The sequence below is a fragment of the Streptomyces sp. NPDC104096 genome (assembly GCF_055584385.1).
The window spans coordinates 22,901-43,659 of record NZ_JBVJMD010000055.1 but is presented as its reverse complement, the minus strand read 5'-3'; the positions used below and the strand labels follow the sequence as shown (position 1 = coordinate 43,659).

General features: G+C 69.9%; 14 protein-coding genes and 1 pseudogene. 10 read left to right on the top strand and 5 right to left on the bottom strand.

Annotation, left to right across the window (positions count from 1 at the left end):
- Positions 1-16: 16 nt before the first annotated feature.
- Positions 17-442, top strand: coding sequence for an OsmC family peroxiredoxin (locus ACZ60B_RS35365; protein ID WP_162469773.1), 426 nt, complete (start codon positions 17-19; stop codon positions 440-442).
- Positions 443-685: 243 nt separating this feature from the next.
- A complete protein-coding gene (gene dnaK / locus ACZ60B_RS35360; protein ID WP_469394472.1) occupies positions 686-2,593 on the top strand; it encodes a molecular chaperone DnaK in 1,908 nt (635 codons plus the stop codon).
- A gap of 15 nt (positions 2,594-2,608) precedes the next feature.
- Here the strand turns inward: dnaK and ACZ60B_RS35355 are convergent, their stop codons facing one another.
- The gene (locus tag ACZ60B_RS35355) at positions 2,609-3,472 is read right to left on the bottom strand and encodes a helix-turn-helix domain-containing protein (protein ID WP_469394470.1); all 864 of its coding nucleotides are present in this window, start codon (positions 3,470-3,472) and stop codon (positions 2,609-2,611) included.
- Positions 3,473-3,848: 376 nt separating this feature from the next.
- Here ACZ60B_RS35355 and ACZ60B_RS35350 point away from each other — a divergent pair, with 376 nt between their 5' ends.
- Together ACZ60B_RS35350 and ACZ60B_RS35345 are read left to right on the top strand one after the other, a co-directional pair.
- The gene (locus tag ACZ60B_RS35350) at positions 3,849-4,154 is read left to right on the top strand and encodes a 4a-hydroxytetrahydrobiopterin dehydratase (protein ID WP_469394468.1); all 306 of its coding nucleotides are present in this window, start codon (positions 3,849-3,851) and stop codon (positions 4,152-4,154) included.
- A 30-nt stretch (positions 4,155-4,184) separates the two neighbouring features.
- On the top strand, positions 4,185-4,931 hold the full coding sequence (locus tag ACZ60B_RS35345) for a class I SAM-dependent methyltransferase (RefSeq protein WP_469394466.1): 747 nt from the start codon (positions 4,185-4,187) through the stop codon (positions 4,929-4,931).
- Here ACZ60B_RS35345 and ACZ60B_RS35340 read toward each other — a convergent pair.
- Positions 4,897-5,271: a transposase gene (locus ACZ60B_RS35340; protein ID WP_469394463.1), complete on the bottom strand. Its 375-nt coding sequence runs from the start codon at positions 5,269-5,271 to the stop codon at positions 4,897-4,899. The two genes, ACZ60B_RS35345 and ACZ60B_RS35340, sit on opposite strands and share 35 nt — an antisense overlap.
- Before the next feature lie 396 nt (positions 5,272-5,667).
- Between ACZ60B_RS35340 and ACZ60B_RS35335 the strand changes: the two genes are divergently transcribed.
- Entirely contained in the window at positions 5,668-6,018 is a 351-nt protein-coding gene (locus ACZ60B_RS35335) for a hypothetical protein (protein WP_469394461.1), read from the top strand.
- Between the two features lie 499 nt (positions 6,019-6,517).
- Positions 6,518-8,087, top strand: a pseudogene (locus ACZ60B_RS35330) (ISAzo13-like element transposase-related protein).
- A gap of 563 nt (positions 8,088-8,650) precedes the next feature.
- Here ACZ60B_RS35330 and ACZ60B_RS35325 read toward each other — a convergent pair.
- Together ACZ60B_RS35325 and ACZ60B_RS35320 are read right to left on the bottom strand one after the other, a co-directional pair.
- Complete coding sequence (locus tag ACZ60B_RS35325; RefSeq protein ID WP_469394459.1) at positions 8,651-11,326, bottom strand: cellulose binding domain-containing protein; 2,676 nt, start codon at positions 11,324-11,326, stop codon at positions 8,651-8,653.
- Positions 11,327-11,462: 136 nt separating this feature from the next.
- Positions 11,463-14,381 (bottom strand): glycoside hydrolase family 48 protein, encoded by a 2,919-nt coding sequence (locus ACZ60B_RS35320; RefSeq protein WP_469394457.1) that lies wholly within the window; start codon positions 14,379-14,381, stop codon positions 11,463-11,465.
- 275 nt (positions 14,382-14,656) lie between these two features.
- Between ACZ60B_RS35320 and ACZ60B_RS35315 the strand changes: the two genes are divergently transcribed.
- From ACZ60B_RS35315 to ACZ60B_RS35300, 4 genes are all read left to right on the top strand, one after another.
- Entirely contained in the window at positions 14,657-16,144 is a 1,488-nt protein-coding gene (locus tag ACZ60B_RS35315; RefSeq protein WP_469394455.1) for a cellulase family glycosylhydrolase, read from the top strand.
- 167 nt (positions 16,145-16,311) lie between these two features.
- Complete coding sequence (locus tag ACZ60B_RS35310; protein ID WP_469394453.1) at positions 16,312-18,015, top strand: glycoside hydrolase family 6 protein; 1,704 nt, start codon at positions 16,312-16,314, stop codon at positions 18,013-18,015.
- A gap of 151 nt (positions 18,016-18,166) precedes the next feature.
- On the top strand, positions 18,167-19,057 hold the full coding sequence (locus tag ACZ60B_RS35305) for a class I SAM-dependent methyltransferase (protein ID WP_469394450.1): 891 nt from the start codon (positions 18,167-18,169) through the stop codon (positions 19,055-19,057).
- A gap of 119 nt (positions 19,058-19,176) precedes the next feature.
- Positions 19,177-19,878, top strand: coding sequence for an SDR family oxidoreductase (locus ACZ60B_RS35300; protein ID WP_469394448.1), 702 nt, complete (start codon positions 19,177-19,179; stop codon positions 19,876-19,878).
- An 18-nt stretch (positions 19,879-19,896) separates the two neighbouring features.
- Here ACZ60B_RS35300 and ACZ60B_RS35295 read toward each other — a convergent pair whose 3' ends face one another.
- Positions 19,897-20,733, bottom strand: coding sequence for an aldo/keto reductase (locus ACZ60B_RS35295; protein WP_469394446.1), 837 nt, complete (start codon positions 20,731-20,733; stop codon positions 19,897-19,899).
- Positions 20,734-20,759 lie beyond the last annotated feature (26 nt).

Here is a 20,759-nt window from a genome sequence, read left to right as displayed (position 1 = left end):
CGCGAAAGGAAGAACCGTGGCAACCACGCGCTCCGCACACACCGTCTGGGAAGGCAACCTGCTCGAGGGCAACGGCGTCGTCACCTTCGACTCCTCCGGCATCGGCCAGCAGCCGGTGTCGTGGCCGTCGCGCGCCGAGAAGGCCAACGGCAAGACCAGCCCGGAGGAGCTGATCGCCGCCGCCCACTCCAGCTGCTTCTCGATGGCCCTCTCGCACGGCCTGGCCGGTGCCGGCACCCCGCCCACCAAGCTCGTCACCTCGGCCGACGTGACCTTCCAGCCGGGTGAGGGCATCACCGGCATCCACCTCACCGTCGAGGGCTCGGTGCCCGGCATCGACAACGACGCGTTCGTCGCAGCCGCCGAGGAGGCCAAGAAGAACTGCCCCGTCAGCCAGGCCCTGACGGGAACCACCATCACCCTCTCGGCGAAGCTCGCCTGATCCACCTGATCCACCTGATCCACCTGATCCACCTGATCCACCCGATTCACCTGATCCGCACGTTCCGTCCGATCCGAGGGAACGTACGCCCGCCTGCGCGGACCGCCCGGCCCGGGTGGCCCGCGCGGGCGGGCGGGCCGTGCCATTGACAACGGCGTGTGCGCGTTCTGTGCTGGAGTGCGGGAGGCCCGCCGACACGACCTCCTCGCGTGACCCTGGTGACCCTGGTGGAAGGGGACAGCGATGGGACGTCCGGTCGGGATCGATCTGGGAACCACGAACTCGGTGGTGGCGGTGCTGGAGGGCGGCGAGCCCACGGTCATCGCCAACGCGGAGGGCACCAGGACCACACCGTCGGTCGTGGCCTTCGCCAAGAACGACGAGGTGCTCGTCGGCGAGGTCGCCAAGCGGCAGACCGTCACCAACGTCGACCGGACCGCCCGCTCCGTCAAGCGGCACATGGGCTCCCCGGACTGGCGGTTCCCCGAGCACGGCTCCGTGGACGGCACCCGCTACCGCGCCCAGGAGCTGTCCGCGCGGGTCCTGCAGAAGCTGAAGCGGGACGCGGAGGCCTACCTTGGCGAGGACGTCACGGACGCCGTGATCACCGTTCCCGCCTATTTCGACGACGTCCAGCGGCAGGCCACCAAGGAGGCCGGTGAGATCGCCGGCCTGAAGGTGCTGCGGATCATCAACGAGCCGACCGCGGCCGCCCTCGCCTACGGCCTCGACCGCGGCGAGGAGCAGACCGTCCTCGTCTTCGACCTCGGCGGCGGCACCTTCGACGTGTCCCTGCTGGAGATCGGCGACGGTGTCATCGAGGTCAAGGCCACCAACGGCGACACCCTGCTCGGCGGCGACGACTGGGACCAGCGGATCGTCGAGCACCTCGCCGCCCGCTTCAAGGCCGGGTCCGGCATCGACCTCGGCAACGACCGGATGGCGCTGCAACGCCTGCGCGAGGCCGCCGAGAAAGCCAAGATCGAACTGTCCTCGTCCTCGGAGACGTCGATCAACCTCCCCTACATCACGGCCTCCGCCGAGGGCCCCCTCCACCTCGACGAGAAGCTGACCCGCGCCCAGTTCCAGGAGCTCACCGCCGATCTGCTGGACCGCTGCAAGACCCCCTTCCACCAGGCGATCAGGGACGCCGGCGTGAAGCTCTCCGCGATCGACCACGTGATCCTGGTCGGCGGCTCGACCCGGATGCCCGCGGTCACCGAGCTGGTCCGGGAGCTGACCGGCAAGGATCCGCACAAGGGCGTCAACCCGGACGAGGTCGTCGCCGTCGGCGCCACGCTCCAGGCGGGTGTCATCCGCGGTGACGTCAAGGACGTGCTGCTCCTCGACGTCACCCCGCTGTCCCTGGGCATCGAGACCAAGGGCGGCATCATGACCAAGCTCATCGAACGCAACACCACGATCCCCACCCGCCGTTCGGAGATCTTCACCACGGCCGCCGACAACCAGCCCTCCGTCGGCATCCAGGTCTACCAGGGCGAACGGGAGATCGCCGCGTACAACAAGAAGCTCGGGGTCTTCGACCTCACCGGTCTGCCGCCCGCCCCGCGCGGCATCCCGCAGATCGAGGTCGCCTTCGACATCGACGCCAACGGGATCATGCACGTCTCCGCCAAGGACCTGGCCACCGGCCGCGAGCAGAAGATGACCGTCACCGGCGGCTCCGCCCTGCCCAAGAACGACATCGACCGCATGATGCGCGAGGCCGAGCAGTACGCCGAGGAGGACCGGGCCCGCCGTGAGGCGGCCGAGACCCGCAACCAGGCCGAGCAACTCGTCTACCAGACCGAGAAGTTCATCCGCGACAACGAGGAGCGGGTGCCCGCCGACACCCGGTCCGAGGTCGAGTCGGCGATCGCCGAGCTCAAGGCGCTGCTGGAGCGGCAGGCCGACACGGACGCGCTGCGCTCCGGCGTCGAGAAGCTGGCCACGGTCAGCCAGCGGCTGGGCCAGGCCATGTACGCCCAGGCGCAGCAGCAGGGCCCGACCGCGTCCGCTTCCCCGCAGGACGGGCCCGGACCCCAGGGCGCCCACACCCCCCAGGACTCCCGGGACTCCCAGGACGACGAAGGGGTGGTCGACGCGGAGATCGTCGACGACGACCGCGACACCCGGGGCGGCGCCGCCTGACCGGCCCTTTCCCGGTCAGTACTCCTGGCGGTACCGCTGGAGGATCTTCTTCGTCCGCTGGGCCGACGCGGCGTGCGTGGTCATGTGGTCGAGGACCTCCAGGTGCGCCGCCACCTCCCGGCGCGAGTCGAGGTACAGCGCGCCGGTCAGGTACTCGGTGAACACCATGTCGGGCAGTTCGGGCTCGGCGAAGCGGAACAGCGAGAACGGCGCGTACGTCCCCGGGTGCGGGCCCGCCGTGAACTCGGCGACCTGCACCGTGACCTTCCTGTCCTCGGTGATCTCCAGCAGCTTGGTGAGCTGGTCGCGCATCACCTTGCCGTGGATGCTCACCGGGCGGCGCAGCACCGTCTCGTCGATGATCACCCACAGGTGCGGCGCGTTGTCGCGCTCCAGCAGCCGCTGGCGGGTCATCCGCAGGGAGACGTGCCGTTCCACCGCGTCGGTGCCCTCCTGCGCGATCGTCCCGCCCTCCATGACGGCACGCGCGTACGCCTCGGTCTGGAGCAGGCCGGGCATGAAGTGCGGTTCGTAGGACCGGATCAGCCGGGCCGCGCCCTCCAGGCTGACGTACAGGCTGAACCACTCCGGGAGCACGTCGTGGAAGCGCTGCCACCAGCCGGGCTGGTTCGCCTCCTCCGCCAGGTTCACGAAGTCGGTCGCCTCCTCGGCGGGCACGCCGTACGTCTCCAACAGCACCTGCACGTAAGGGATCTTCAGGGCGACCTCGGCCATCTCCATGCGCCGTACGGTCGCGGGGGCCACCCGCAGGACGCGCGCGGCCTCCTCCCGCTTGAGACCCGCGGCCTCCCGCAGCTCCTGCAACCGTCTGCCGAGCACCACTTGGCCCACGGTGGGAGCGGGCCGACGCTCACTCACGCCACGTCTCCCCTGTGAGTCGATCAACCGGGCCAGTGTGCCACGGGACGCGCGGCAGCACCGGGGGTCGATCGAATTGCATGACGCACCACCACGTCAAGTCCCCATAAAGAACAGGCACTTGGCGGTGGCCGGATCGGCGGACGGGAACGTCCCGGGCGCCGGCTCGGCGACGGTCACGGCCATCGGCGTGTTGTGACGGCGGTGCCGGCCCGCCGCACCCGATCCACATCGGCGGCCGGCGGCCGTACGATGGCCGACACCCGATCGGCGACTCGTCCGACGGCCGGACCGGCGACACCGTCGACCAGCGCCGCCGTGGCCGTCGTATGGCAGGCTGGACAGGTACGCGCCACCCAGGAAGGGAGCGAGCGCCATGGCCGTGGAAGCGCTGTCGCGGAAGGAGATCGAGGACCGGCTGGCCGAGCTGCCGGGCTGGTCCCACGACGGGGAGCGCCTCGCCCGCTCCTACCGGCTGTCCTCCCACTTCGCGGCGGCCGGGCTGGTGGTGCACATCGCCCAGGTGCAGGACGAACTCGACCACCACTCCGACCTCACTCTCGGCTACCACACGGTCTCGCTCACCGTGAACACCCACAGCGTGGGCGGGGCCGTCACCGAGCTCGACTTCTCGCTCGCCCGCAGAGTGGAGGACCTGGCCCCGGGGCACGGGGCCCACTGAGCGCGGCCGGACCGGAACGGGGGAGGACGGGTGCTGGACTACGACGAGGAAGCCGAACGCTACGACGCCTCCCGCGGCGGCGAGCCCAGGGCGGCCGCCGCCGCGGCGGGCGTGCTCGGCCTGGTGCCGCCGGGGACCCGCGGGCTGCTCGACGTCGCCTGCGGCACCGGCATCGTCACCCGGCGGCTGGCCGCCGGGCGGGACGGCCTGCGGGTCACCGGCGTCGACCTCGCGCCCGCCATGGTCCGCCAGGCCGCCGCCCGGCTGCCCGGCGCCGTGGTGCGCGCCGACAGTCGCCGACTGCCGTTCGGTGACGAGCGGTTCGACGCCGTGTGCAGCGTCTGGCTGCTGCACCTCGCGGACAGCGACGCGGACGTCCGTGCCATCGTCGCCGAGTGCGCCCGGGTGCTGCGGCCGGGCGGGGTCTATGTGACCACGGTCGACAAGGCCGCCGCGCACAACGTGGGCAGCGACATCGACGCCGTCCTCGCCTCCCGGCCGCACCGGGCGGCCCGGGACGCGGCGGCCCTCGTGGAGTCGTACGCCCTGGCGCACGGCCTCGCCCCGGCCGGGCAGGCCCGCTTCGACGGCCACGGCCAGGGGCGCAGCCCGCGCCGGACGGTCGCGGACCTGCGCCGCGGCTGGTTCGTCACGCTGCCCCCCGGCGACCCGCTCGCCGACCGCTTCGCCGCCCGCCTCCAGGCCCTCCCCGACCAGGACCGCCCCCGCCCCGACCCCCGCTTCACCCTCCGGGCGTACCGCAAGCCGGCCCGCTGAGCTCCCGGCCCGGCCGGCCGGGTCCGCGCGCCGTCCACCGGGACCGGGACCCACGGCAACCCGCCGAGGAGGCACCCTCGCCCAGCAACTCGGCAGCCCGCCGGTGAATGGCCGACTCGGCCTCCAGCTCCGCGATGCGTTTGCGGGCTGCGGCGAGTTCGGACTGGTCGCTGCTGGTCGTGCCGGGCAACTGGCCCGTGTCGATGAGGTGTTGGCACCGCCAGACACGGATCGTCCGGTCGCTGATGCCGAAGAGCCGGGCGACCTCGGCGGCCTTCCTTCCGGATGCGACGAGATCGAGAACCCTGCGGCGGAATTCGGGCGGACAGCTGCGGGGCATCACGGCCTTCGAAGGCTGCTGGAGCGTCAATTGTCCAGCAACCCGACTCCAGCAGAACCGGGGCATATCACTTCACCGGACCCTGATCGGTTCAGTCGACCATCAACCGGGACGCGGCATCGCAAGGTCTTCGCCGGGTCTTGGCGCGGCAACTGTGGTGATTGGGGCGATAAGTGGACACATCACCCATGGCTCGATAAGGTCAAAACGATGACGCTATGGCCGACAGTGGCCGCCATTTGAGCAGTCGGCGTCGAAGGCCGAAATTACCGGCCGCATGGTGCCCCCACCGCTCTTCAAGTGAGCATTCACGCCTGGCCCGCTGCCTCATGGAGTATGCGCCCGACCAGGACAAGGCACCGACTGCGCGTATCTGCCTCTCGAAAGGGGATAACTGTGCGTGCGCAACGATTCCTCGCACTGTCCGTGAGCCCGGTCGTCGCCGTAGCCGCCCTGACGTTCGCGCCGGCGACGATGCCGCAGGCCGCAGCTGCCGCCTCCCATAACTCGGCGACGGTCACAGCGCCGGCCGCAGGCGTCCTCGTCCCCCAGGACGGCTTCGAGGACGGTTACCAGAACGGTTACATCGATGGGTACTTCGACGGCAGCAACGCCTGGGACACCCCTAGCAAGTACTGCCTCGACTACTACCACGACTCGTATGCACCGGTGTACCTCACAGCGGACTACTTGAGCGGTTACGACAGGGGTTACAACGACGGCTGGACGAAATACTGCGTCTCCTGAGTGAGAGGCATGCGCCTGCCGCGCGGTCCGCAGGCTCGCCTCCGGCGTGGCCCTCAGGCCCGACGGCCGGCTGTGCCTCCTGGGACGCGGCCAATACGCTCGCAGGTCCCGCAGTGGGTGCAGGCGACCACGGCGATATCCCGGCTGCATCCGGTCCGGCCGTGTGGTGTACAGATCCACGTATCCGTCTGCGGGACAGGCGAATCGAGGCGCACCAGGCTGATGATCTGTGACTTCATGCTGACCCTCCCGGAACGGCGTGCCTGCTCGGCCGTTGAGGGAGGGACCAGAACGTGGACGTGCTTGCACGAACGCTGTGCCGGTGCGGACATCGGCAGGAAAGACGCCAAGGCGTGCGTCCGCACCCCGAGTACCAAGCGGCGGGGGTCGTTCACGACCGAGACCACGACTTGGGGTTCGGCGACGAACGCCTTCAGGGCGTGCAGATCTTCAACCCGTAGCTTCCCGCTCTGGGAATCGTTGATCTGGTACGGGTGGGCTGGGAGTGCAACGGGCCGTGTCGGCAGTGAATTTCGGGGCGATTCTGCCGCACCTCGACGAGCGGCAGCGTCGTCTGTCGATAGGGGCGGAGGCCCGCTCCCTCGGCCACGGCGGGATCAGGACGGTCGCCCGGGCCGCGGGCGACCGTGAGGCCACTGTGTCGCTCGGGGTGCGGTAACTCGACTCAGGCGAGGCTCCGTTGGGACGGGTCCGCAGGGCCGGCGGCGGCCGCGAACGCGTGGTCGACATGAACCCGGCCCTCCTCGCCCTGGTCGAGCCCGACGTCCGCGGGGACCCCATGTCGCCATTGCGCTGGACGACCAAGTCCACCCGCAAGCTCGCCGAGGAATTAACCCGTCAGGGCCACAGGATTGGCGCGGATGCGGTGGGCGACCTCCTGCGCGAGGAGGGCTTCAGTCTGCAGAGCAACGCCGAGACCCTGGAAGGCAAGCAGCACCCCGACCGGGACGCGCAGTTCCGGTATCTCAACGAACAGGCCCGCAACCACCAGGACCGCGGGGCTCCCGTAATCAGCGTGGACACGAAGAAGACATCTCACGGCGCTAAGAGTCAAACTGCGACGGGTTCGAGGAGTGGTGCGAAGGCGCGTTGTTCGTTGCAAGGAACGCGGTTACGCAGGCAGTGGTAGAGCATCCCCAGCATGCGGTTGAACAGGCTGCGTTGTGCGGCGGCATGCCAGTCGCCCCGTTCACAACGGTGACGGTAGTGGGCGTTGGCACCTGGCGAGACGGTGATGGCGGCGAAGGCCCCTGACCAGCCGCGAAGTCATCGTCGAGAGCATCGCTGCGACTACCACCAAGAGCGGCCTGACCGTGCACGCCGAGCTCGACACCAGCCGGTATCCCACCGGCGTCCAGGCCGGCGACGACGAGATTGCCGCCCTGCCGATCACCCGGCACCGCTTCCATGGCGACTGGAACTACACCCTCCACCCCCAGCACCGGCTGGGCGTGACGGCCACCGACAGCACGTCAGACCAGGCCTCGTCGGACAGCCCGGAGTGCCTCACGCAGGGGTCCCTGCAGGACCCCAAATTGACCGGCATGACCCGCCAACAGCTCAGCGAACTCGTCGACGCGCTGACTCCCGCGCTGGAGGTTCAACGCGAGCGAGTACTCCACGCACGTCGCGGCCACGGACGTCTGGTCGCCCCCGGTGCAGGCGCCAAAGCCAAGCTCACCCCAGCCGAGCGGATCCTGGCCACCGTCCTCCACCTGCGCAAACTCGCCACCATGGACCTCCTCGGCCAGCTCTTCGGCGTCACCGCGATGCCCATCAGCCGCGCGAAACAGGAGATCAGCCCCCTCCTCGAAATCCTCGGCGACTGGCGCGAGGAGGCCGTCTGGCCGACCACGGACAACACGGCCCTGAGGATCTACTCCACCCCGTACGAGACGAGCACGAAGATCACCACGCTGCTCCACGACACCCAGTACCGCGAGGCCCTGGCCTGGCAGAACGCCGCCTGCAACCAGCCCCCGCACCCGAGCTTCTTCATCGGCTCCGGCATGGCGACGGCAGCCCGTCCCGCGGTGTACACGCCCTAGCCTGGTTGAGCTGGGGAAACAGGCTCCGGCCCGACAGTGGGGCGGCGATCCGTCGGCGCGCCCGACCGGTCGCCGCCTTCAGGATCCCGTGGGCCGGTTCAAGCCGAGCCGGACGCCGCCGCTTCACTCCGGCCGGTATCCGGCTCCGCACCCGGGAGAAGCGTTTCCTCGGACGCCTTCTGCCGCCGATGCCTCCCTTTGGACATCCCGGCAGCCGCGCGAGCCAGCTGGGCCCGTAGCTGATCGACGGCCATCGGGCCGGCTAACTCCCAGAATCTGCGACTTCTGCTCATACAGTTTCAACGCCACAACGCGCCGCCCGTGACTGCAATTCCACCGGATGGAGCATGGCCGCCCGCGTTCTGCACCCCACGCGGAGCAGTCGGCCTGTCGACGGGTTCGGGCGATGTCAGTGGCGGCCAGTAGTGTGATCCGAACAAGCATCCAACGAACAAGTCGGGGATGCTGCTGAGGCCCCGCCGGAGTGATGCCCGGCGGGGCTCGCTGCTGTCGGGCTTCTTCATCGGCGCCTGCACGGCGACGGCCGCCGTGCCCCGCGACCCTCAGGTCACGGTGCAGCTCTGATCGCCCTGCTTGAAGGCGACGGGCCTGGAATTCGTCCCGGACCAGCTCCCGGTGAAGCCGAAGCCCACCGACGAACCGGCTGCCACAGTGGCGTTCCAGCTCACGTTTTTCGCCGTCACCGCCGCACCCGACTGGGTGTAGTCAGCGTTCCACAATTGGGTGACCTTCTGTCCGTCGGCGAAGGACCAGCCGAGCGACCAGCCGCTCCAGGCGCTCGTGCCCGTGTTGGTGAGCTGGACGTCGGCCTGGAAGCCGCCCTGCCACTGGTTGGTGATCTTGTACGTCACCGCGCAGGCGCCGGTCGGAGTCGGCGTCGGCGTCGGAGTCGGGGTCGGGTCCGTGCCGCCCCCGCCCCCGCCACCGGTGTCCGAGGTGTCGCCGTAGATCACGCCCCGGCCGTTGGTGGCGACGTACACCCGGCCGTACACCCGCGGGTCACCGGTGATCGCCGCACCGGTCCAACCCCACTGGTGGGCGTCGTCGTTGACACGGGTCCAGCTCGCGCCCCTGTCGGTGGAGCGGAAGATGCCGCGGACGCCACCGATCTTCGCGCTGGTGTAGAGGGTCTGGTAGGTCGCCCCGGTCGCCGCCTTGCCGAAGCCGATGGTGTCGGCCTGCTCGACGTTCGACAGCTTGGTGAAGGTCGTGCCGCCGTCGGTGGAGTGCCACAGGCCGTAGGCCCCGTCGCTCGCCCCGCCCGCCAGCCAGACATCGCCCTTGGCGCCGGGCAGCGCCTTGAAGCGCACGCTGTCCCCGCCGGGCAGTCCGGCCGCGGCGGACGCCGTGAAGGTGGCGCCGCCGTCCGTACTGACGTAGAACTTCCCGGACTTGAACCCGTAGAAGGTCTTGGCGTCGGTCCGGTCGGACTCCACGACCGCGCCCGCCGGGATGCCGCTCGACGCCGACCACGAGGAGCCGAAGCCGGTCGTGTACTGCACCCCGGTGCCCTGCGGGCTCCACACGAAGCGGCTGCCGTCCGACGCGGCCGCGACCGTGCCGCCGCCCGACACCCCCGAAGGATCCGTGCCCGCGAACCAGTTGGCGCCGTTGTCGGTCGAGAACGCCACATGCGCACCGGAGTCGACGTTGCCGACCCGCACCACCGTGTTCGGGTTCGTCTCGGCGAAGTCCAGGCTGGTGGTCGTGGTGAAGTTCGGCGAGGTGTACATCATCGGCGGGACCGCGGTGAGATCGGTGTGCCGGAAGCCGCCGATGTCACCGAGCGCGCTGAGCAGGGGCGCCCCGGACGGGGGCGAGGCCAGGTCGTTGACGGCCGTCTCCTCCAGGCCCTTCACCATCGGCTTGACGGTGAACTGGGTGCCGCTGTCCCAGTTGGTGAGGTTCTCGGTGCCGTAGATCGTCGCGCCCGTGCCGTACATCATCCGGGCCGAGTCGAACGGGTCGATCTCCAACGCCTCGGTCATCCAGCCGAGTTTGGGTGTCTGCTCCGGCGGCGACGGGTTGGCGCCCCAGGTCAGCCAGGGCGAGGAGGACACGTCCATGGTGAAGCGGTTGGCACGGTTGGGGTAGGACGTGTAGTCCCACGCCTTCGTCCAGGTGGCGCCGCTGTCCGTGGAGCGGAAGAGCTGCGTGTCCGGCCACCAGGAGCTGTACGCGGTCGCCATCACGGTGCCCGGGTGCTGCCGGTCCACGGTCAGACCGCTGAAGCCGTAGTAGGTGTCCGCCTCGGCGACCGGGCTGATGTTCGTCCAGGTGCCGGTCGCGGTCGCGTACCGCCACAGTTGGCCCTTGCCGCCGTCGTACGGACCGCCCTTGTCGCTGTAGGCGAGGTAGAGGTAGCCGTTCCTGGCGTCCAGCACGCCCTTGTGTGCCAGGTATCCGGTCGGCTGGCCCGCCAGCCGGGTCCAGGTCGCGCCCGCGTCCGTCGACCGGTACACCGCGTTGCTCTGGTCGGCGACCCCGACGTACACCGTCTTCGTCGCGGTGCCCGAGGTGCCGGTCGACTCGTCGAAGGTCACCCAGACGATGCCCTGGTTGTCACTGGCGTAGCCGGAGGTGTCGGTCGCGTCCTGCACGTAGTTGCCCACGTCGGGGAAGTCGGTGACCTGCGACCAGGTCACCCCGGAGTCGGTCGACCGCCACAGGCCCTTGCCGCTGGGCGCGCCCAGGTACAGCACGCTGTTCTTGTTCGGGTCGACCGCCAGGCGCTCGCCCATGCCCCGGCCGGGCATGTTGCCGCCCAGCTTGAACGGCAGGTCCGTCTTCTGCCAGCTGGCGCCCCGGTCGGCGGACCTGAGCACGGCCCCGTTCCCGGGGTCCCAGCTGTTGGTGTACATGCCGACGGCCGCGTACACCTTGTCCGGGTCCACCGAGTCGGAGGCGAGGCTGACGACACCCGTGTGCCCCCAGTCGTTCCAGCCCACCGAGTCCAGCAGCGGTGTCCAGGTCTTCGTCGACTCCTGCCAGCGGTAGGCGCCGCCGATGTCGGTACGGGCGTAGGCGAGGTTCTTCTCGGAGCGGTTGAACACGATGCCCGGAACGAAACCGCCGCCGTCGATACGGGCGTTCTTCCAGGTGTACGACTCGGCGGCGACCGTCACCTGCTCGCTCGGCGCGGCCAGCGCTGACGCCGTGCCCGCGAGGAGGCCGGCCGTGAGCGCGAGCACGGCCGTGAGGATGCGGGTTCTTCGCACGGTGGGGGTCCTTCCTTGACGGGGAGGAACGGGGAGAGGAGCGGGGAGAGGAACAGGAGGGGCGGGACGCGACGACCGGGCGGCCCCCTGTGCGGGTAGGGGCCGCCCGGCGCGGTACGCGGAGCGATGGCGGGGACTATTCGAGGAGCTCCGCGTACGAACCCATGGCCAGGGCGATGTCCGCCTGGGCCCAGAAACGGTGGTACGTGAACACGGGGGCGGCGCCGCCCGCGAGATAGGCCGAGATCTTCGACCAGGCCGGGTCGTTCTTGTAGAAGGACCGCAGCGAGGAGAAGGTCGACGACGAGCTGATCGTGTCGCCGTTGGGCATCTTGCCGGTCCAGCCGCTCGGCACGTACACGCTGTCGTTGAACCGGCTGTAGTCGGTGCGGGTCTCCGGCACGGCGACGCCCAGGCTGTCCTGGTAGTTGCCCCACATGCCGTCCAGCAGCGCCTTCGCCGTCGTCTTCGCCTGGGCGTTGCCGGACTTGGCGGCGTAGTACGTCAGGGTCTTGGCGTACGCGGCCGCCACGCCGACGTCGTTGGTGTAGTCGGCGACGGTGACGTGCAGGCCGCTGTTGGCGCCGGGGCTCGACGCGTTCCAGGTGTCGGGCTGGCCGGACCACTGGAGCGTGGAGGGGATCAGATAGGTGCCGTCCGGGTTGATCGTGGTCTTGGACAGCGCCCAGGTGACCCACTTGTCGAGGACCGTCTTGGCGGCGGCGCTCCCGGTCTGCTGGTAGTACTCGGCGACCCGCTCCATCGACCACGCCTGGAAGCCGAACCACTGGTTGGACGGCGGGTCGTGGTAGACGGGCTGCTGGTCGTAGTACATGCCGTAGAAGGTGGACGTACCGGCCGGCGGGGTCGCGTACCGGCCCGCCCAGCTGTTGGTCGCGCCGCCCGCGATGGCGCCCTCGTTCGACTGGAGCCAGCGGTAGAACTCCAGTTGCCGGTCCAGGGACTTGGCCCAGTCCGCCTGGCCCGTGGCCGACTTCGGCTTCAGGTCGGCGTTGGCGCTGAGCGCGTAGGCGGCGAGGGGGTTCTGGTAGCCGCCGTGGACATGGCTGGAGCCGATGCGCCAGGCCCAGCCGGCACTGGTGTCGGTGGCGCCGCCCCAGGCGTAGTACCAGGACAGCAGGTAGGCCGAGGCGTCCTTGCCGGTACCGGCCGCGCAGGTCGACGGCCCGACACAGTTGCCGATCTTCTTGAAGTACTTGTCGTACATGGCGTAGCGCAGATAGTCGCCCATCTTCGCCGCCTTGCCGACGGTGGCCGACACGTCACCGCCCTTGCCCTGGGCCTTGGCCCAGACGTCCGCCCAGTACGCGGCCTGCACCGCACGGGCGTCCGCGTCCGGGGCGTCGGTGTACTTCCACTGCTTGGCGTACGACGAGTCGCCGGTGAACAGGTCCAGATAGCCGTTGGTGCCGCCGTACTTGAAGGCGTCGCAGGTCGGCTGCGGCACCGTCTCCCACACCGACTCCTGCGGGCCGCGCTGGAAGGTGTTGATGTACGAGGGACCGGTCGCGGTCGGGCCCGCCTCGCACTTGCCGGGCTCGTTGCCGTAGCCGTAGACGTTGTCCACGTCCTGGATCCAGTGCATGCCGTAGACGTCGTCGGTGCCGTACGCCGTCTTCAGCTCACCGGCGATCGGGTCCGTACCCACGGAGACCGCGGTGTCGAGCTTGGCCGGATACTCGTTCGGCGTGTCCAGCTCGGGCGCGTAGGTCGCCGGCTTGGAGGCGTTGTAGAAGGAGGTGGTCGGCTGGTCGGCGTGGGTGGGGATCATGTACTTCTCCATGAGGTCCCACGCGCCGTTGAACTTGGTCCAGTCGCCCGAGACCTTGCCGTACATGGCCTGGAGCCACAGCAGGTAGCTGTACGCCTCCGACGTGGTCTCGTGCCCCTGGTCCGGCGCCTCGACGATCAGCGTCTCGACCGCGTGGTACGGGATGCCCTCGGGCGAGAAGTAGCCGTTCGCCGGGTTGGTGATCTTCCCGTACAGGTCCAGGAAGCGGGCGTCGTACTCCTTCGACGCGGCGATCTGGGTGACCGTCACGGTGGCCTTGGTGAAGCCGGTGGCCGTCGAGTCGAAGGTGGCCGCGCCGGTCCCGGTGGCGGCGGCGGTGACCGTCACCTGCTGCGCGGTGCTCCAGTTGGACGGCGTGAAGGTGAGCGAGGCGCCGCCGGTGACCGACACACCGGTGTTGCCGCCGGTGCGCGCGGTGGTGACGGTGACGTTCGCGCTGGGCTGCGTCGACAGCTTCACGTCGTACGTCGCCGTCTTGCCCTGCTGGACGGCCAGCTGGTTGGTCGAGGCCACCACGGCGGGACCCGAGGCGACCGTGATGCCGACCGGGGTGGACTCCGCCGAGGCGCCCAGGCTGTCGTAGGCCTTCGCGAGCAGAGAATGACTGCCCACGGTCAAGCCAGAGGCCGAGAGCGAGTAGGGCGCGCTGGTGTCCGTGCCGAGCAGCGTGGTGTTGTCGTAGAACTCCACCTTGCTGATCGTCGCGCCGTCCGCGGCCGCGGCGGTGGCCGCGAGCGGGACCGCGGCGCCCTGGGTGTAGACCGCGCCCGCGGCCGGGCTGGTCAGCACGGCCAGCGGCGGCTGATGGGCGCCGGCGCAGGTGGTGCCGTTGACCGCGAAGGAGGCGGGAGCGGTGTTGGTGCCGCTGTAGGTGAACTGCGCGCCCGTGCTCACCGCCGCGCCCGCGGCGATCGTCCCGTTGTACGAGGCGTTGTTCACGGTGATCGCGGTGCCGGACTGGGTCCAGGTGCCGTTCCAGCCGTTCACCAGCTTCTGGTTGCCGGTGTAGGCGTAGGTCAGGGCCCAGCCGCTGATGGCGTCCGTGCCTCGGTTGGTGAGGGTCAGGTCCGCGGTGAAGCCGGAGCCCCAGTCGTTGGTCCTGTAGTCGACGCTGCACTGGAGCGTGGCCGCCTGGGCGGGGGCCGTGCCGACGGCGAGCATCGACAGGGGGAGGGCCAGGGCCGTCACGGCGGCGGCCCATAACCGTCGTACGGCTCTGCGCCTTCGGGGTGGGGGATGCATGGTGCTGGTTCCTCCTTGTTGCGGCTGTTGCGGCTCGGAGAAGTCAAGGCTTGAACCAGTGGGAGCGCTCCCATAGTGGGGATGGGGGTGGGGGCGGTCAAGACACTTGAAGAGTCGAAAAGATTCGACGAACGCTTAGTCGGCCACATTGAGGGAAAGTCAGCGAACCCTCTGTTCTTCACCGTCACTTGGCGCTACCTTCCTTCGCACCAGTGGGAGCGATTCCAACAGTCGACGCGTCCGCCACGGCGCGCCCGAGCTGCAAGGACTCGCTCATGCGACACCCCCCGCGTTCAGGTCTTTTAGTCGTCGCCGGTGCGATCGCCCTCATCGGGGCAGCGGTCGTACCGGTCGTCACCGCGCAGGCGGCCACGCCGGCGTGCACGGTGCAGTACTCCGTCGTCAGTCAGTGGGACTCCGGCTTCCAGGGCACCGTGAGCATCACCAACAACACGGCCGCCCTGAGCAGTTGGAGCCTCACCTTCGACTTCGCCGGCGGCCAGAGGGTCACCCAGGGCTGGAACGCCAAGTGGTCCCAGTCCGGTACGGCCGTCACCGCCGTGAACGAGAGCTACAACGGATCCCTCGGTACCGGCGCGAGCGTCAGCGCCGGATTCATCGCCTCCTGGTCGGGCAGCAACACCCCGCCGGCCACGTTCAAGCTCAACGGCACCACGTGCAACGCCGACGCGGAGCCGTCACCCACCCCCACACCCACCCCGACCCCCACCGAGCCGCCCTCGGACGGCACGGCGCCCGCGCTGCACGTCTCCGGGAACAGGCTCGTCGACGCCTCCGGCGGCACCCGCCGGCTGCTCGGCGTCAACCGCTCCGGCGGCGAGTTCATGTGCGTGCAGGGATACGGCATCTGGGACGGCCCGGTCGACGACGCCGCGATCAAGGCGATCGCCGACTGGAAGGCCAACACCGTCCGGATACCGCTGAACGAGGAGTGCTGGCTCGGCCTGTCCAACATCAAACCCCAGTACTCCGGGGCCAACTACATCGGCGCGGTGAAGGACCTGGTGGCCCGGGTCGAGGCGCACGGCATGACGCCGGTCGTCGAACTCCACTGGACCTACGGGCAGTACACCGGCAACTCGGCCGGCTGCTCGGACGTCCACGCCACCTGCCAGAAGCCGATGCCCGACATGCAGTACTCGCCCGCGTTCTGGTCGTCGGTTGCGAGCACCTTCAAGGCCGACCCGGCCGTCGCCTTCGACCTGTTCAACGAGCCCTACCCGGACCGGGCCACCGCCACGACCACCCAGGCGTGGCAGTGCTGGCGCGACGGCGGCAGCTGCCCCGGCATCGGCTACGAAGTGGCCGGAATGCAGGACCTGGTCGACGCCGTACGCGGCGCCGGCGCGAACAACCTGGTCCTGGCCGGCGGGCTCGCCTACTCCAACGACCTGGGCCAGTGGCTCACCTACCGGCCCACCGACCCGGCGGGCAATCTCGCCGCCGCCTATCACGTGTACAACTTCAACACCTGCGCGAGCGAGAGCTGCTGGAACTCCACGCTCGCCCCGGTCGCCGCCCAAGTGCCTCTGGTGGCGGGGGAGATAGGTGAGAACACCTGCTCGCACGCGTTCGTCGACCAGGTCATGAAGTGGTTCGACGCACACGGTCTGTCCTACCTGGGCTGGACCTGGAACACCTGGGACTGCTCGTCGGGGCCGTCCCTCATCTCCGCGTACGACGGCACACCCACGTCGTACGGAGCCGGGCTGCGCGACCATCTGCGCGCCCTGAACGGCTGATCCGTCACACAGTCCGGCATGCGCTCCACCACGCGCCGAACCATGCGTTCCACCGCACATCCCACGGCGCAGTCCAGCACGCGCTCCACCGTGCAACCCGTCATGCGCTCCACCGTGCAGTCAATCGCGCAATCCATCACGGAACACCACAGAAGGAACCCGCACTCATGAGCCGTAGCAGAACAGCGGTACTCGCCGCACTGGCGCTGATCGCCGGCGCCACCGGAGCGGCCGTCACGGCCGCTCCCGCGTCCGCCGCCGTCCCCTGCACCGTCGCCTACGCGGTGCAGAACCAGTGGGACACGGGCTTCACCGCCAATGTGACCGTCACCAACAACAGCGCCGCCAAGAGCAGTTGGGCGGTGAAGTGGGCCTACGCCGGCAACCAGAAGATCACCAACGGCTGGAACGCGAAGATCACCCAGAGCGGTACCGCCGTCACCGCCAACAACGAGAGCTACAACGGGACGCTGGCGACCGGCGGTTCGGTCAGCTTCGGCTTCCAGGCCTCCTACAGCGGCACCAACGCCCTGCCGACCGCCTTCACCCTCGACGGCGTGACCTGCAACGTCGACGACGGCAGTGGGGGCGGCGGGGGCGGCGGAGGCACCGATCCGTCCGGCAAGGTCGACAACCCCTACGTCGGCGCCAAGGTGTACGTGAACCCCGAGTGGTCGGCGAAGGCCGCGGCGGAGACCGGCGGCAGCCGGATCTCCAACCAGCCCACCGGTGTCTGGCTGGACCGCATCGCCGCCATCGCGGGCACCGGCGGGAGCATGGGGCTGCGGGCCCACCTGGACGCGGCGCTGGCCCAGAAGGGCACCGGCGAGGAGGTCGTCCAGCTGGTCGTCTACGACCTGCCCGGACGTGACTGCGCGGCACTGGCCTCCAACGGCGAACTCGGCCCGACGGAGATCGACAAGTACAAGACGCAGTTCATCGACCCGATCGCGGCGATCCTGGCCGACTCGAAGTACGCCTCGCTGCGGATCGTCACCACCATCGAGATCGACTCGCTGCCCAACCTCGTCACCAACACCGGCAGCCGGGCCACCGCCACGGCCGCCTGCGACACCATGCTCGCCAACGGCAACTACGTGAAGGGCGTCGGCTACGCGCTGAACAAGCTCGGCGCGATCCCCAACGTCTACAACTACATCGACGCCGGCCACCACGGCTGGCTCGGCTGGGACGACAACTTCGCCCCGTCCGCCCAGCTCTTCTACCAGGCCGCCAACGCCGAGGGAGCCACCGTCGCCGACGTGCACGGCTTCATCACCAACACGGCCAACTACAGCGCCCTGAAGGAGAACAACTTCACCGTCAACGACACCGTCAACGGCACCTCCGTGCGCCAGTCGAAGTGGGTCGACTGGAACCGGTACGTGGACGAGCAGTCGTACGCCCAGGCCTTCCGCAACCAGCTTGTCTCGGTGGGCTTCAACTCCGGTATCGGCATGCTGATCGACACCTCCAGGAACGGCTGGGGCGGCACCGCCCGACCCGCCGGACCGGGCGCCACGACCAGCGTGGACACCTACGTCGACGGCGGCCGCTACGACCGCCGCATCCACATCGGCAACTGGTGCAACCAGTCCGGAGCCGGTCTCGGCGAACGGCCGAAGGCGGCCCCGGCGACCGGGATCGACGCGTACGTGTGGATGAAGCCGCCGGGTGAGTCCGACGGCTCCAGCAGCGCCATCGCGAACGACGAGGGCAAGGGCTTCGACCGGATGTGCGACCCGACCTACACGGGCAACGCCCGCAACGGCAACAGCATGTCGGGTGCCCTGCCGAACGCGCCGCTGTCCGGGCACTGGTTCTCCGCCCAGTTCCAGCAGCTGATGCAGAACGCCTACCCGGCGCTGTGACGCGCTGACGCGCTCCGCCGGGGCCGACCCCCTCCAGGGGCCGGCCCCGGCGGGGTTTCCCGTCCCTGCCGTTCCCGTCCCGGCAACGGAGGCGGCCGTCGCGCGGTGTGTCGGCGCACGCCGACGGCTACCGGACGAGAGGCTGACTTCCATGGCGCACCACCCCCATCACCACGGTCACGGCGAGGACGCCCCCGGCGGCGACCTGGACTGGGCCGAGATGGCCGAACCGCTGGAGGCCCAGGCGGAACTGTTCGCGCCGCTGTACACCCAGATCCTGGCCTGGCTCGGGGAGCAGGTGGCCGAGCCCGCACTGATCGTCGACGCGGGCAGCGGGCCCGGAGTCGTCTCCTGCCGGTTCGCCCGGACGTTCCCGGGCGCTCGGGTGGTGGCCGTGGACGCCGCCGCCCCGCTGCTGGACCGGGCCCGCCGGCGTGCGGCCGGACTCGGTCTCGCGGACCGCTTCGGCACCCTGGCCGGTGATCTCCCGTCCGTACTGGCCGAGACGGACGGACCGGCCGACCTGCTGTGGGCGGCCCGCAGCCTGCACCACATCGGCGACCAGGGCGCCGCCCTCTCCGTCTTCGCCGACCGGCTGGCGCCGGGCGGGACGCTGGCGCTGATGGAGGGCGGGCTGCCCGCCCGCTACCTGCCGCGCGACCTGGGCCTCGGCCGTTCCGGACTCCAGCCGCGGCTGGACGGGGTGCTGGCGGCGTGGTTCGCGCGGATGCGAGCCGCTCTGCCGGGGTCCGTCGCCGAGTGCGAGGACTGGCCCGCGCTGCTGACCGCCGCGGGCCTGCGGCACACCGGCACCCGTACCTTCCTGCTGGACCTGCCCGCGCCCGCGTCCGAGCAGGCCCGCGGCTATGTGGCCACGTCCCTGTCCTGGCTGCGCGAGGCCTGCGCCGAGGACATCGAGCCCGAGGACCTCATCGTCCTCGACCGTCTGCTCGACCCGGACGACGAGGTGAGCGTGCACCGCCGGCCGGACGTGTTCGTGCTGGCGGCGCACACCGTTCACACGGCCGTGCGGCCCGCGTAGCGACCCCGCTCGTGCTGCCCGGCGGGGCGGTTGCCGCGGCGGCCGCCCTTGACTTCGACAGCGCTCCAAGTGATGGACTCCCCGTCGTTCGCAGAGACGTAGAGACGCAGGGGGAAACCATGACCGACTCTCCGGTCACGCTCATCACCGGAGGCGGCAGCGGCATCGGCGCCGCGGTCGCGCGGCGGCTGCTGGACGACGGCCAGCGGGTGGCCGTCACCGGCCGCGGCGAGCGGCGGCTGACCGCGTTCGCCGAGGAACTCGGCCGCCCCGAGGGCCTGTTGACCCTGGTCGGGGATGCGGCGGACTACGAGCGGATCCAGTCGGCCGTCGAGACCACGGTCAAGACCTGGGGCCGACTGGACACCGTCGTCGCCAACGCCGGCATCGCCACCCACGACGCGGTCGCGGACGGCGACCCGGCCGGCTGGACCGAGATGGTCCTCACCAATGTGCTGGGGCCCGCCCTGCTGATCAGGGCCTCGATCGACGCGCTGAAGGAGACCCGGGGCCGGATCGTGCTGATCGGCAGCGTCGCCGGGTTCGTGCACACGCCGGGCAACCTCTACGGAGCGACGAAGTGGGCGGTGACCGGCCTCGCGGAGAACACCCGGCGCCAGGTCACGGAGTTCGGCGTCGGCGTGACCCTGGTCGCGCCCGGCCGGGTGGAGACCCCGTTCTGGGACGGCTACGGCTCGCTGCCGCCCGGGAACCTGCTCACCGCCGACCAGATCGCCGACTCGGTCGTCTGGGCCGTCCGGCAGCCGCACGGGGTCGACGTGAACACCGTCGTCGTACGACCGCTCGGACAGCCCAACTGACTTGACCCGCAGGTCAGGTCAGCCGATGTCGAAGGCCGCCGGGTCGGGACCGATCCGGCGGTCCTCGTTCAGCGCGCTGATCGCCGCGAGGTCCTCGGCGTCCAGGCCGAAGTCGAACACGTCGATGTTCTCCTCGATCCGGGACGGCGTCACGGACTTGGGGATCACGACGTTGCCGAGCTGGAGGTGCCAGCGCAGCACGACCTGGGCCGGGGTGCGGTTGTGCTTCTGGGCGATGGCGACGATCGCCGGGACCTCCAGCAGGCCCTTGCCCTGGCCGAGCGGCGACCAGGCCTCGGTGGCGATGCCCTGCTGCGCGTGGAACTCGCGCGGGGCGTGCTGCTGGAGGTAGGGGTGCAGCTCGATCTGGTTGACCGCGGGGATGACCGAGGTCTCCGAGATCAGCCGCTCCAGGTGCTCCGGCAGGAAGTTGGAGACGCCGACGGCCCGCACCCGGCCGTCCGAGTAGAGCTTCTCGAGCGCCTTGTAGGTGTCGACGTACGTGTCCCGGGACGGCAGCGGCCAGTGGATGAGGTACAGGTCGAGGTAGTCCAGCCCCAGCTTGCGCAGGGAGGTGTCGAACGCGCGCAGGGTCGCGTCGTACCCCTGGTCGCTGTTCCAGAGCTTGGTGGTGACGAAGACGTCCTCGCGGGGGATGCCGGCGGCCGCGATGGCCTTGCCGGTGCCCTCTTCGTTGCCGTAGATCGCCGCTGTGTCGATGCTGCGGTACCCGGCCTCCAGCGCGGTGGCGACCGCCTGCTCCGCCTCGGCGTCCGGCACCTGCCAGACGCCGAAGCCCAGCTGGGGCATCTCGACGCCGTTGTTGAGGATGATCGGGGGGACCTTGCTGCTCACGAGCTCTTGATCCTTCGGTTGTCCGT